The organism is Fodinibius sp. (assembly GCF_041642155.1).
Classification (GTDB): Bacteria; Bacteroidota; Rhodothermia; order Balneolales; family Balneolaceae; genus Fodinibius.
In genome coordinates, this window is the sequence record NZ_JBEPWZ010000059.1 from 1 (window position 1) to 14,185 (window position 14,185).

General features: G+C 48.4%; 12 protein-coding genes. 5 read left to right on the forward strand and 7 right to left on the reverse strand.

All coding sequences use genetic code 11. The annotated features are described in order from the left end of the window. A partial coding sequence (locus ACESLU_RS05695) for a M16 family metallopeptidase (RefSeq protein ID WP_372636368.1) occupies positions 1–441 on the forward strand: 441 nt, incomplete at its 5' end. A gap of 98 nt (positions 442–539) precedes the next feature. Here ACESLU_RS05695 and ACESLU_RS05700 read toward each other — a convergent pair. The 3 genes from ACESLU_RS05700 to ACESLU_RS05710 form a co-directional block, all read right to left on the reverse strand. Then, entirely contained in the window at positions 540–1,271 is a 732-nt protein-coding gene (locus ACESLU_RS05700; protein WP_372636371.1) for a hypothetical protein, read from the reverse strand. 190 nt (positions 1,272–1,461) lie between these two features. After that, positions 1,462–2,805, reverse strand: a complete 1,344-nt coding sequence (locus ACESLU_RS05705) for an ammonium transporter (protein WP_372636374.1) — start codon at positions 2,803–2,805, stop codon at positions 1,462–1,464. A 322-nt stretch (positions 2,806–3,127) separates the two neighbouring features. Beyond that, complete coding sequence (locus tag ACESLU_RS05710) at positions 3,128–4,441, reverse strand: pyridoxal phosphate-dependent aminotransferase (protein WP_372636377.1); 1,314 nt, start codon at positions 4,439–4,441, stop codon at positions 3,128–3,130. Between the two features lie 329 nt (positions 4,442–4,770). Between ACESLU_RS05710 and ACESLU_RS05715 the strand changes: the two genes are divergently transcribed. The 4 genes from ACESLU_RS05715 (at position 4,771) to ACESLU_RS05730 (ending at position 8,675) form a co-directional block, all read left to right on the forward strand. After that, entirely contained in the window at positions 4,771–6,267 is a 1,497-nt protein-coding gene (locus ACESLU_RS05715; protein ID WP_372636381.1) for an asparagine--tRNA ligase, read from the forward strand. Positions 6,268–6,633: 366 nt separating this feature from the next. Further along, positions 6,634–7,698, forward strand: a complete 1,065-nt coding sequence (holA, locus tag ACESLU_RS05720) for a DNA polymerase III subunit delta (protein WP_372636385.1) — start codon at positions 6,634–6,636, stop codon at positions 7,696–7,698. 62 nt (positions 7,699–7,760) lie between these two features. Further along, a complete protein-coding gene (locus tag ACESLU_RS05725) occupies positions 7,761–8,375 on the forward strand; it encodes a sigma-70 family RNA polymerase sigma factor (RefSeq protein ID WP_372636387.1) in 615 nt (204 codons plus the stop codon). 54 nt (positions 8,376–8,429) lie between these two features. Then, positions 8,430–8,675 carry a hypothetical protein gene (locus ACESLU_RS05730; protein WP_372636390.1) on the forward strand — a complete coding sequence of 82 codons (246 nt, stop codon included), beginning with the start codon at positions 8,430–8,432 and terminating at the stop codon, positions 8,673–8,675. On the opposite strand, the gene ACESLU_RS05735 is transcribed toward ACESLU_RS05730, so the two are convergent. The 4 genes from ACESLU_RS05735 to ACESLU_RS05750 form a co-directional block, all read right to left on the reverse strand. Further along, positions 8,659–9,627 (reverse strand): phosphoribosylaminoimidazolesuccinocarboxamide synthase, encoded by a 969-nt coding sequence (locus ACESLU_RS05735; protein ID WP_372636393.1) that lies wholly within the window; start codon positions 9,625–9,627, stop codon positions 8,659–8,661. The genes ACESLU_RS05730 and ACESLU_RS05735 overlap by 17 nt on opposite strands. A gap of 178 nt (positions 9,628–9,805) precedes the next feature. After that, entirely contained in the window at positions 9,806–10,663 is an 858-nt protein-coding gene (locus ACESLU_RS05740) for an LEA type 2 family protein (RefSeq protein WP_372636395.1), read from the reverse strand. Between the two features lie 270 nt (positions 10,664–10,933). Continuing rightward, positions 10,934–13,339: a TonB-dependent receptor domain-containing protein gene (locus ACESLU_RS05745; RefSeq protein ID WP_372636398.1), complete on the reverse strand. Its 2,406-nt coding sequence runs from the start codon at positions 13,337–13,339 to the stop codon at positions 10,934–10,936. Positions 13,340–13,475: 136 nt separating this feature from the next. Further along, positions 13,476–14,185: TonB-dependent receptor (locus ACESLU_RS05750; RefSeq protein WP_372636401.1), on the reverse strand; the 710-nt coding region annotated here is incomplete at its 5' end.

The window sequence follows — 14,185 nt, forward strand, 5'->3', positions numbered from 1 at the left end:
GGAGGGATGAGTTCCCGCCTGCATCAAAATGTACGGGAGAAATACGGTTATTGCTATACGATCACCTCCTTTAATCAGTCGTACAAAGACACCGGCTTGTATGGCATTTACGTAGGCACCGATGAGGCGTATGTCGATCACGTGCGGGAGCTTATACAGCATGAGCTGGACAAGCTGAAACAGGATCCCATCCCGGAAAAAGAACTCGCGGAGGCGAAGGCACAGCTCAAGGGTAAACTGCTGTTATCCCTGGAAAGCATGAGCAACCGGATGACCCGTCTGGCAAAAAGCGAGATTTATTTCAACCGCTTTGTAACGCTGGATGAACTGGTCCAAAAAATAGATGAGGTACAGGCGAGTGAGATACAGGAGTTTGCCCGGGAATTTTATGACAGCAAGATGTTTTCTGAAGTGCTGCTGACGCCCGAAAAAGCCGGGTAGGGTTTGTTGAAAACCCCGCCGTCACTTTTAATTCGGGCGTGGAGGCTGCATAGGAATCGGGTTACCCCATTGAAAGGGAGGGTTATTTGTTGTGACTCTTATAAACTCAGGCCGACAACTATGTAAAACTGTTCCGTATCCGGGTTTAATATAGCCGCTCCGCTGAGGGGCAGACTAAAAGTATCGGTAATTTCAATTTCTTTACTCGCACCAATCCCCACGTTTACTATTTTGACATCTCCATCCGTGGAGTGCCACCCGTCGCCACCCCCCACAAACAACTCAGCGGCTCCCGCCGCGTACCCCAGCTGATAGTACACATCGCCGCCGGCTGAACCCGCACCTCCGGGAGATTCATTAACGATGTAATTTGCTGCAAAGGAGAGATTTTCAATCGTGTAACTGCCGTTGAGCTCAATGGCATGGCTTGAAAAATCACCGTTGTCAGGATCACTTTTATAGGAGAAATACGGAGTGCCCGGGTAATAATAGTCGGTAACTCCCAGGCTTAGTCCGAAGTCAAAGCTATAGCTGACATACAGATCCATTTCTTGGAAACCAACCGATTTATTCGCGCTGGAACCGTCCATCCCCTGTGATCCCCATGCTCCTATGGCAAAACCACCGCTACTCAGCTCAATATACGGCTGTATCGAGGGGCCCGAATAGGCCACCCCGCGCCATATGTAAGCACTGTAGAAATCCACCCCCGGACGAACACTGACTTCCTGGGCCTGGACTGAACTTGACTGGATTTGCAGGATACATAGTATCATGAACATGGAAGCTATCATGTATTTGAGGTATTTTGTGGGCGTAATGTTTGTCATAATCCTTGTTTTGTTTAATAAATCCGCGTTTAAGCTAGGTACCCATCTCATTATTCAGACCGGCGGGGTTATATTTTCCCAGTATTACACCCGCCAGTCTGATAATATGGTTACGTTTGTTATTGTTTTTGGCTATCTGCGTTGTGGTTTAAAGCGCCTCTCTTCTAAAAAGGGAAGAAGGAATTACGGGTTAGATTTCTCCCGGGATGAATTCGTCCGTACCGACAAATTCCGGATAAGCCCGGTTGTCATGTTCGTGCAGGTCAAGTCCTTTTGCTTCGAGCTGACCATTGACACGAAGTCCCACGGTATTCTTAATGATGCTGAACAGTACATAGCTGACTCCAAAGGTCCAGATGAAGGCGGCAACAATACCCAGAACCTGGACTCCGAGCATCGAAGGATCGAAACCGCCTGTTCCGAAAATCCCGCTGGTACTGTCAAAAAGGCCGGCAGCGAACGTTCCCCAGGCACCGCAGACCCCGTGAACGGCAATGGCTCCGACAGGGTCGTCAACGAATTTATCTAAAAACTCGGTAGCATAGACGACTACTATACCGGCCAGAGCTCCGGTTACGATAGCGAGTCCGGGCGTCAGGGTTGCACAGCCTGCTGTAATGGCTACAAGTCCGCCAAGTACGCCGTTCATCGTCATCGGGGCATCGGGCTTGCCAAACTGTGCCCATGTCACACTCATGGCCATTGTTGCGCCTGCGCCGGCTGCTAAAAAGGTATTGATAGCAATTAATGCAATATCGGTGTTACCGGTGGTGGTTGATCCCGCATTAAAACCGAACCATCCGAACCAGAGGATAAACACGCCGAGAGCTGCCAGAGGCAAGCTGTGTCCGGGTATATGATTGGGTTTTCCTTGCTCATCGTACTTTCCTACCCGGGGACCCACAACCAGTGCACCGGCAAGAGCCGCCCATCCGCCTACAGAGTGGACCACGGTAGAGCCGGCAAAGTCGATAAAGCCGAGGTTTTCCAGCCATCCGCTCCCGTTAAATAAGCCGCCCCACGCCCAGGATCCGAATACAGGGTAGATAACAGCAGTAATGAGAATTGAAAAGATCAGATAACCGGTGAACTTGGTCCGTTCCGCTACTGCCCCCGACACAATTGTAGCCGCCGTGGCGGCAAAGACCGCCTGAAAAATAAAGAATGCCCAGATCCAGGTTGTATCCTGGCCTTCGATACCGCTTAGAAAGAAACCGTCGGTGCCGATCCAACCGCCGGCCGTAGTTCCAAACATTAGTCCAAAACCGAGAGCGAAGAAAACAAGTCCCCCGGCCCCGACATCCATGAAGTTTTTCATGATGATGTTGACGGCATTTTTAGATCGTGTAAAACCGGTCTCAAGCAATGCAAAGCCAGCCTGCATAAAAAAGACAAGAATGGCGGCAAAAATAGTCCATACATAGTTTAGATTTGTTTGGGTGGCGGCATCCTGAATAGTTGCAGGATCCATTGCGAATGCACTTGTTGCTCCTGTTGTAAGAAAAGCCAAAGTGATGATGCCATTTTTAATCATTTGGGTATACCCGTATATCAATTTTAAGTTTAATTTAAAAAGAGCCTAAATAAATAACTCTTTAATGAACGATGATAAAATATTTTATGGTTGGGTAACAGTCAAATTAAATATTTATGTTTATTTTAATTAAAACATAAATAAATTAAGTTAAATAACAATAAACCTAATACTAATATTATTAAGCTATTATTATTCTTATTAATAGAGGTATTTATGGTATATAGTTATATCACTTGAGAGTCGCGAGAGGGCAGAGGGAAAACAGGGCACCATGATGTATGGGAGCACGCCGTCGTGCATCCTTCCATAATGATGGCTCTCAGGAGGCGAGATACCTTGTTACATTGTCGGCAATAGTTTGACAGGTTTGCCGTCTTTTGGCATCATCTGTTTCAAGGAGGGTCATTCGAAAACCATTTCGTTCACTGGCAAAACCGGTGAGAGGTACAACACAAATTCCGGTAGCAGCCAGCAGATAATAGACAAACCGCTTGTCGAGGGATACCTCTTTAATATTATTTTCCAGCAGGTCACGGATGGCCTTTTGTCCCACAGGGAGTACCTGGCGATTATTGAGCACTCCCTCTTCGAAGAGTACGGTCAGATAAAAAGCACCTTGTGGCTTAGTGACACGGATGCCGTCGACCTGAGATAATATCTGGTGAGCTTCTTCAGCGCGATCCCCAAAAAGGCTTTTTCGTGATTCCAAATGCTGTTTATAACGGGGATCGCCCATCACCAGGGGGATCGAAAGCTGAGGCAGATTGGTAGAACTGACCTCCAGCATTTTTGCATTGATAAGGGTATCGATATAGGTTTTGAAGGCGGGATAAAGATCCTGGTTATACACTTCCATCCAGCCGCAGCGGGCACCGGGCCAGGGATATTCCTTGGAGATCCCCCGCAAAGCTATGCCCGGGACATCGCCAATGACCTGGTTTAAAGCGGCCGTATCAGAACCGTTGTAAATGATATTGGCGTAAATTTCATCACAAATCATAAAGAGCTTGTGCCGGCGGGCAATATCCACCATCTCCTTCAGAATTTTAGGGGGATAAACAGCGCCCGTGGGATTATCGGGATTGATTAAAAGTAATCCCGCGATAGAATCGTTGTATTTGACCTTTTTTCGCAGGTCTTCGATGTCGGGCATCCAGTTGTTTTCGGGGTCCAGGTTGTACGTAAGGTGTTTATACCCCGAATGAGCCGCCTCGGCCGAGGAGTGCGTCGAGTAGGCCGGGGAGGGACCGATTACACGGGCTTCTTTTTTCAGGTATCCGAAAACTTTGCCGACAGCATCGCCCAGGCCGTTGAAAAAAGTGATGTCATCCGCAGAAATTTGGCAGCCGCCTCTTTTATTAGCCAGACTTGCGAGGAACTCGCGGGCTTCGGGATTGCCCTGAGTGGTGCTGTAGCTGTAGCTGTGATCGTCTGCCACTAACTGGATAATGATATCTTTGATCCAGCCTGCCACTTCTTCGCCTTTTTCAATCGGATCGCCAATATTTTCCCAGACGATAGGCATGCCCAGCTCTTGAAACTGCCGGGCAAGGCTTACGATTTCACGTATTTCATAGGTGAGCTGACCTGACCCGTCGTGTAAGAATTTTCGCCTTAATTTTCTGTCTTCCATCCTTTGTGTACAGAGCTTTTTACCGAATTCATAAATAAGTTGCAAGGTTAATAAGTATGATGCGTAATTAAAAGCGAAAAATTGCTTATATGTCAGTGGACCTGGTATTTTCTTTCTCCCCAGAATCTGACCCTTTTAAAACCCCTCATTTGTTGGAGTGGCCGGTATCGGTACCCCATGGATTTTGCAAAAGTCTCTTTGACTGTATTTGTAATAACCGCTATCCTTGGGTACACTTTTCTGAAACGCTCATGAAATGGGGGCAGCATCTGCGTTAACGTCCCAAGGATGTAAGAGACCGTAAACAATCATCAAAAAATGCAGTGTTAATGGTTTATATAACGAACCTCGCCGAGTATAAGGATCAACAGGTAACACTCAAAGGTTGGATTTATAATTTCCGAAGCAGCAAGAATCTCTATTTCCTGGAAGTACGGGATGGCTCGGGTATCTGCCAGTGCGTAGTGGCCAAAGACAGCGTATCCGAAGAAGCCTGGGAAGCAGCGGAATCGCTGCGCCAGGAAAGCTCGCTGGAAATAACCGGCAGGGTTGTCGAAGACGAGCGAAGTATTGGGGGCTATGAGCTGCAGGTTTCTGATCTGGATGTCATTCAAATTGCGAAAGACTATCCCATTACCCTTAAAGAGCACGGTGTGGATTTCCTGATGGAAAACCGGCACCTCTGGCTGCGAAGCCGGCGGCAATGGGCGGCTATGCGCGTGCGCAATGAAATTATTTATGCCATCCACACTTTTTTTCAGGAGCGCGGGTTTGTACAGATGGATGCCCCTGTATTTACAGGCAATGCCGCAGAGGGCACAACCAATCTTTTTGAGACCGAATATTTTGATGAGCAGGCTTACCTGACCCAGTCGGGACAGCTCTACGGGGAGGCCATGGCGATGGCGCATGGCCTTATTTATACCTTTGGTCCCACCTTCCGCGCGGAGAAAAGCAAGACCCGCCGGCACTTGACCGAGTTCTGGATGATAGAACCGGAGATGGCTTTTTATGACCTGGAGATGAATATGGATCTGGCCGAGGATTTTATCCGATTTGTCGTGAAGAGGGTACTCGACCGGCGTCCCGATGAGCTGGATATTCTGGAGCGCGATACTGCAAAGCTGAAGAAGGCCGTGTCGGAAAACTTCCCGCGTATTTCCTACAGCGAGGCAGTAGAAACTCTAAGAAGTGAGGAGATGGCTGATATGCTCGATCAGATGGTTGAAGATCGCAGGACGGAGAAGGCAACCCTTCGGGAAGAGCGCCAGGAGATCACAAAAGAACGGGGACAAGCTAAAAAGTGGCGCAAAGCCCAGATCGACCAGCGAATCAAAGACATCGCGGGCCGTATGGATCAGATCGAAGAGGATCTTCGGAATATACCCGACTGGCGCGCATCGGCCCTGAATTTCAGGTGGGGAGAGGATTTCGGGGGCAGTGATGAAACGTTGCTCACCATGCAATATGACACGCCCGTACTGGTACACCGGTATCCGGCCGACATCAAAGCATTCTACATGAAGCGTGATCCCGAAGATGAGAATCTGGCCATGGCCGTCGACATGCTGGCCCCGGAAGGGTATGGAGAAATTATCGGGGGGAGTGAGCGTGAAGCGGATCTTGACACGTTAAAAAAACGGCTGGGCGAGCATAATCTTTCCGAAGAGGTCTTCAGTTGGTATCTGGATTTACGCAGGTATGGAACCGTGCCTCATTCCGGCTTTGGATTGGGATTAGAGCGAACCGTAGCCTGGTTGTGCGGGCTCGATCACGTTCGCGAGACCATTCCTTTTCCCCGCATGATGGGACGTCTTACGCCGTAAATGCAGGTAATATGAATGAAAAGTTAACCATGGAAAATAAGGGAGGCCATTGCAAACCCGGTCACTGTCCCGTTTTCCTCAAAAAAAATAGACCGTATCTAACGCATCATTGAAATGGATCTGGATATCCGGGGCTTCGCGAATAGGATATGGATTAAAAATGAAAAAATGATTAATAATCAACTATTTTCAGAGGTCTTTGAAAAAACAGGGGTTTTGTTCCATACCAAGCTCTGAGCGATTTCGAAACCGAAGTGTATAGACGATACATGAGAATGTTGAAATCGCGGAAAAGTAGCCATTGGGCAAAAAACGGTTTGCAAAGGTCTCTTCTAATTACAAATAACTAACAACTAAAACCAAAACGTGGCCAAAAAAACCAGCATAGAGCGTTACTCCGAAATCCTGAAGGAATTGAAGTCAGGAGAGCGGAAACCTGTATACTTTTTTTTTGGGGAGGAGGAGTTTTTCCTGGATAAACTGCAGGAAGCGGTTGAGTCGCTGGTGCCCGACGATCAAAAGGATTTTAATTTTGACCTGCTGTATGGCCGCGATATCACGGTTGAAAAACTACTGTCTATTGTCCGCAGTTATCCCATGATGGCCGACCGCCGGGTAGTTATCCTCCGGGATTTTAAACAGCTGGATGATTATGCGGAAACCAGTGGAGGCGACGGGGGAGATATCAATGAATTGATTCCCTATCTGAAACAACCCAACCCCAGCACGCTGTTGGTCTGCATAGATGCTAAAAAACCTTCCGGGAACACTAAAGTCGGAAAAGCACTTAAAATAAGTACGTATACCGGCATTCATGAATTCAAGAAAGTGCCCGACTACCGGCTGCCGGACTGGATCATAAGGTGGGTACGCAGTGAATATGAAAAACAAATAGAGCCGCCGGCCGCCCAGATGCTGGCCCAATATGTGGGCAACAGCCTACAGTTACTGTCCACAGAAATAGATAAGGTGTGTACTTTTGTAGACACTTCTGAAACTGTCCAAGAAAGTGATATAAAAAAAATAATCGGGTTTTATCGTGAATATTCGGTGTTTGAACTCAAGGATGCCCTTATTTCGCGTAACCTGGACAAGTCCCTGTTTATTGCGGAACAGATGTTGCAACATTCTAAGTCCAACGCGGGAGAAATTATTCGTTCCGTGGGGTTCTTTTATAATCTGTTTTCAAATATCTGGCAGATTCAGCGTCTGTCCGCACAGGGTAATACGAAAAAACAAGTTCAAAACACCTTGGGTATCAGCAGCAGCTGGTATTTCAATAACCTATGGAAAGACGCTTCAGCCTTTAAGCTGACAGAGATGCCTCGCATATTTGAAACACTGTTGGATGCCGACCGAGCAGCAAAAGGCTTTTCAACGATGGACCCTGCGACGATTCTTCTCCTTATGATTAAAAGGATCATCAACTAATACCTTTAGCGGTTGTTGATGAAAATCAGAATTGTCATTTGCAACAAATTTAGGGTCAAAATATGGAAGCGATATCCAGAGCAAAACTTCAACAGATGTCTGATGAAGATTTAATGGAACATTTTCAATCTGGTTATGAAGAAGCTTTTAACCTGTTAGTGGATCGGTATCAGGACCGATTGCACAATTTTCTTTATCGATACACCCATAATCACCAGGATTGCGAGGATTTGGTGCAGGAGACATTTTTCAGGGTGTTCCGAAGCCGCCATTCCTATGAGCGAATAGCAAAATTCTCTACATGGATGTATACGATCGCCATCAACCTGGCAAAGAGTTTATATAAAAAGAAAAAAAGAATGACAACGGTAACCATTCACAAGGATCCCGATGATTCAGAAGATCGTCCCATGAAGCTGGAAGACACAAACATCCTTCCCGATGACTCCCTGCATGAAAAGATGTGCATGGATGAACTTGAGAAGGCACTTATGGAGCTCAGTGAAGATTTCCGTGAGGTTGTGGTACTGCGTGATATACAACAGCTTACCTACGAAGAAATAGCCGATATCGCGGATCTTCCGATGGGTACGGTGAAGTCACGCATCAACCGGGGACGCGCACATCTGCAAGAGCTATTAGAAAATCACGTTTATCCGGGAACAATTTCTGCTTAGTCAGGGTATGAGGGTAATAGATGAACTTGTTTAACATTTATTACCCTCATTTTTATGGATATCACAGAATTTGATCGTGATAATATACTTACAGATTTCCTTACAGACTACCTGGATGGAAACCTGGGGCGAGCAGAGCACCGGTCTTTTGAAGAATATCTGGCCAGAAATGAAAAGGAACGTGAATTTGTGCGGAAAGCCATGATGGGCAAAAAGGCGTTGTCACGCATGGCCGCCCAGTTTGATTTCCCGGTCGGAAAGAAAGACATGTCTTCACTCACCGCTACCGACAGGCATTGAATATCGATTGGAGCTTTTTGTTGAGCTCATCAACCTTAACGGGGGTGGGTTCGAATGCTTTTCCGGTGAGCTGTTTAAAAAGTTCTGCGTACCGTTCAAACACTTTTTTTCTGAATGAATCAGGAAGGTCAGGAAGTGTTTGCCCCTCTTTTCCCTGAAACCCGTGCTTCATCAGCCATTCCCGCAAAAATTCTTTGGATAATTGTTTCTGTGGCTTTCCTTCCCTTAATCGTTCTTTGTACTCGTCGGCATAAAAGTATCGCGAGGAATCGGCCGTATGGACCTCGTCAATGAGCGTTACTTCCCCGTTGTATAGCCCAAATTCATATTTTGTATCCACCAGGATTAATCCCTGTTTACGGGCTATCTGCTGTCCCCGCTCAAATATTCGGAATGCTTTTGCCCTAATTTCTTGCCAGAGACCGGAATCCACTATATTGCGATCCAGAATCTCCTGCTCTGAAATATCCTCATCGTGTCCCGCTTCGGCTTTTGTAGCGGGCGTTAAAATAGGCTTCTCGAATTGTTGATTTTCCTTCATTCCATCCGGAAGTTCCACCCCACAGAGTGTTCGTTTGCCTGATTTATATACCCGTGCGGCATGTCCTGTCAGGCAAGCACGAATGACGACTTCTATAGGAATAGGATCACATTTTTTGGCAATCGTTACATTGGGATGGGGCACGTCAATGATATGGGTAGCCACCAGATCCTCTACTTTGCGGAAAGAAAAAGCAGCGAGGGCATTGAGAATCTGTCCCTTGTAGGGGATGGCTTGTTTCATTATGTGATCAAAGGCCGAAATGCGGTCGCTGGCCACGATACCCAGTTTGTCGTCCCCCAGGGAGTAGACGTCCCGTACCTTGCCGCGATAGGGAGTACCTGCCCCCGGAACGTCTGTTTTGGTTATGCAGTTGTCAAGCACTTGATCTGTAATAGGTGAGTTGTCCACGATAAAAACCTTAGCATTAAATAGTTAGATAGTCTGATTCCCCGACCCTGTGGGACGGAAATAACAAATACCACTTGCTGAGCAAAGTCAAATCCCCCCCCATGGCTCTGCATCGGGGCCGTTTAATGATGAATGACCTGTTAGAAAATCGGAAAAGTTCATAAGAATTGAAATTTAATTACCGGCTGACAGGTATTTTGCCTGAGCGATTCAAATTAACGTTGGTGCTCCCCAGCAGGTCATGCAGGGCCGTAACATTGAAATGGCCTTTCAGCTGGTAGTCAAGGGGTTCCGATCCCGATAAAATACGGTAGGCTGACATGCCTATCTGACTGATATTCAAAGAGATGGGAATATCCAGCTCTGTAATTCCGTTTTCCCTGATAGTGACGTCCTGCAGCGCCGTGCCGTCCGCCCACTGGTCGCCGTTCACCTGCAGGTCATAGGCAAGCTGATTGATGTCCAGCCCGAAGCCGTTGGGATTATCAAAGGCCAGTTTTAGGACCACGTCGGCGCCGCTGAGGCTTAAATTCTGGATTTCAAGATTTTGGACATCCAGTTTTGGTCTTTTTAGCAGGGGAATGGTCCCCCGGTTCTGGACCGGAATTTCAGTAGCACCCAATACCGGCAGGTCAAAACGAAGGTGGCTTAAAAAATGGTAAGAGGTTTCATCCTGATCAGATAATCCAGATGCCGTGCGATAGAGATCCGAAAAGTTGAGCGTCATGGGCACCTGGAAGATACTCTCGCCGGAAGCCTCAATTTCTATTTTTTCCGCCTGATCGCCACTGATGAAGGTGTTGCCGTTCAGATCCAGGTTATAATCGTATCCCAGCATTCGAACAGCTACGGAGTTGGGGTTTTCCACCTTGATGTCGTAGGTCAGCTCCATCTGCTGAAAATTAAATCCCGTCACGCGCACGTTATCTACGGAAAGGCGGGGTTTTTGGATGCTGTTGGCAAAGTCCTGCAGCGCTTTACAGCCACCGATTAACAGCGGCAAAAGCAAAAAAAATATATATTTCTTTCTGTTCATAGCATCATCACTTAAGTAGATAAAACAGTTTTAAATATAACACGGTTGCCGGTTACATGGTTATAGAAAGAGGGCAGAATAATTGATTCTGCTGCAAGGAGATAATTTGAGTTCTTCACCGGCGCAAGGATAAAAAGTTGATCGATCCATAGATAGTAAAACAGGATGAAAAGTACATAAATCTGTTCTCTGAACAAACCGGTTACCCAATTACCCGGGATCAACCTTTATTAACAGGAACTGAAATGGGCAGTGCTCGACCGGAGCACATTACAGCACAGGAAATGGAATTTTAATCCGGATTCTGATATCCCGTCCCGGACTCAGGGCATATCCTTTATAAGTGTCGAGGAAATCACGGTAGGTTGTATTCAGCAGGTTGTTCGCCGACAGTTGCAGCGAAACCGGTTGGTTCCATAACGAAATTTCACTACCCAGGGTGGCATTAAGCAGGGTATAGGCATCAGTCGAAGCCACCCCGAAATCACTGAATTGCGGGGAATTACCGAATTGCCAGAAGGGTTCATAGCGTCCCGCTGCCTCTTTGGAGGAGGTATGCTGCACACCCAGACTCAGGAAAGGATTTTCTGCTTTACCCAGCGAAGAGCGCATGATTCTTACTTTTCCGCTGAGCCTGGTGGGGGGCAGCAGGGGCAGTTTGTCGACTTCTGAAATATCGTCATCCACATTCTCCCCGGCAACGGTTTCAAAGGTGCCGGATAACTGCAGCCAGGGGAGCAGCTGTGCGGTAATATCGGCATTGCCTCCCAACAGGCGGGCATCACCCTGAACAAATTCCAGTACCGGGGGACCCTCGCCACCGGGACCGGCAAACTCCCCGGTATTTACGAGAAACATATAGTTGTCAATGGCATTGCGATAGACCGTGGCTTTGGCCTGCACACTGTTTGATCGCCAGCGAAGGGAGAGGTCGGTATTGAGCGAGTATTCGGAATCCAGGTAGGGGTTGCCCCGCTGGTAGGCTGCAATCCCCCCGTGCACGCCATCCGCATGCAGGTTAAAGAGGCTGGGTGCGCGGAACCCGCGTCCGATATTGGCAGCGACAGCCAGCTGTTCTGTGAACTGGTAGGTAGCACCTGCCGATCCGCTGAATTCAAAAAAGGATTGGTACAGCACCTCATCGGTTTCCCCGGCATCATAGTCAGGCAGATTCAGGTCGGTATGGGGCCGCGCTTCCTGCTTTCGAGCGTCGAATCGCGCCCCGAATGAGAGGGTAAGATTATCCAATTCGGCCTGCTCGAATACAAAGGCGGCTATATTATGTATCTCAGCGGAAGGCACCAGGGGCTCAGTGCCTCTGGTCTCTTGGTCCTGGTATTTATACTCCAGCCCGAGTGTCCCGGTAAAAGGTCCCACGCCCGGGTGTTTAAGTTCGGTTTTAGCGGTATAGCTGTCGAGGAGAACATCAAGGTGGGCGTATCCATCGTCGGGCAGTTCGCTGCGCGGCTCGGCAAGGTCACCGCCCGGATTGGATTGGCGCAAATTCTGTGAATAAGTCAACTGCGGAATGAGCGTAAAATTATATCCCAGGTCGAGATCCCCTTCAATCTGCAGGGCGTTATTTACGAGATTTTGCCCCAATCCTCTTCCATTAGGCAACAAAAAATTATGCTCGTTTTGCCAGCGGGTATATTCGGCGGACAGTTGTCCTATTTCGGTTTGGTAGCCGATGCCAAGGCTGCCGTTGAACTGGTCGTAGTCGGTATGGTCGAGCTCACCTGAAAACTTGGGAGCGGAAGTATCGTCACTCTCCCGGAAGGTGGGCACGTCCGGGGCGGTCATATTGCCGGCAGCGCGACGAATGAGCGTGCCGGTAAAACCCCAGCGATTAACAGCCCCGTTCAGGTGCACTCCGCCCACGAGTTCATCGTTATTGGACGAAAATTCTCCCAGCGTTTCGCCCTGTAAAAAGGGGTCCTCATCAGTCGCTTCGGGCAGTGCATTAGAGATCACATTAACGGCTCCGCCGAGGGCGTCAGAACCGTACTGCACACTGGCGGCTCCGCGGACCACTTCGATGCGATCAGATATAAAGGGATCGACGTTCGGTCCGTGACGCACGCCGTACTGCTGGTAATCCATGGCCGTGCCGTCATCAAGTACGCGCACACGGCTCCCGCTGAGTCCGCGAATAACCGGTTTACCCGTCTGACTGCCGGTGGAAATAGTTGAAACACCGGCTAATTCGTCGAGAGAGGCGCCGAGAGAGGTCTGCTGGCGGGAGAATTTCGTGTCTCCGGTTAATACATCTACATCGGCGGGGGTGGTCAGCGGGTCTGATTCATAGGGCGTTCCGGTGACCGTAACGGTTTCGGTCTGCAACGTTTCCCGGGTCAGGGTGATATTCAGCGTCTGTACTTCTCCTTCTTCAAGTGATATTTGTCGGGTTTGTGCATTATATCCTACAAAAGTGAAAGTGATAGAATGGGAACCTGCAGGAAGATCGCTGATCTGGAATGATCCGTTTGAGGTGGTAGAGGTGCCTTTTTTAAGGGCTGGCAAAGCCACATTGACGCCCGGAAGTGGTTTCCCGCTGGTATCCGTTACGGTGCCCTCAACCGAGGCCGGCTGGCCCTGTGCGGGGGGAACGGTAAATCCTATAAGGGCAATTGTTATTAATACAGAAAGTATAATAGGTCGATATAGGTTTGTCATAAATTACTGGTCAGATTTAAACAGTAGGAGCTGAATTTTACTAAAATTCAAAAATGTTATTTGTTAGAGGTGATCATTTGTATTCCATGGATTGCCAAGGTTACGTTGACACTATACAGCAGAGATTCTTTATTCATTAAAAATATGTGCGGTATAAAAGTGAAATATTTCTTCCGGGAGCCGGCATGACCTCCTTGATACGAGACAGATGGTTACGATAGGTGGTGTCAAAAATATTTTCGGCATTGAGGGCGACGGTATGCAGGGTTTTTCCCGTCTGGAAGCGGTACTGTCCAAATATATTCCAGGTGTGGTATCCGTCCGTCGGGGTTTCAAAATCGCCGGTCCGGTTCTGCTCGGCGGCCATCCGCAGCTTTCCCCCCACCTGAAATCCTCCTTGTGCGTAGGTAAGTCCGGCTGTCGCCTTCAAAGGCGGAATCATGGGCAGGGGCTGAACCTCGGAAGCTTCCGGGTTCAACTCTTGCTCCTGCGGGGTCAGGTCGCGCTCGCCGCGGGTGTAGCTGAACATCCCGTTGAACGCCACGCCTGAGAAGAGCTGAAATTCCGCGGAGGCTTCCGCGCCATAGATCCGGGCGGCGGCTCCTTCGAACTGGTAATCGTTGAGGGAGGGAAACCGGGTGTTCTGCCGACCGGTATTGCGGGGATAAATATAGTTTGCAAAGGCATTGTGGTAACCCGTTATCTCGGCTGAAATACCGTCCCCGCGATATCGCATAAAGAGCTCCTTGCCCAGCCCGCGCTCGGGTTCGAGATCCGGGTTTCCTATTTCGTAGGAGTAGGACGCAAGGTGCGGTCCCTCCGAGTAGAGTTCTTCCTGGGAGGGCG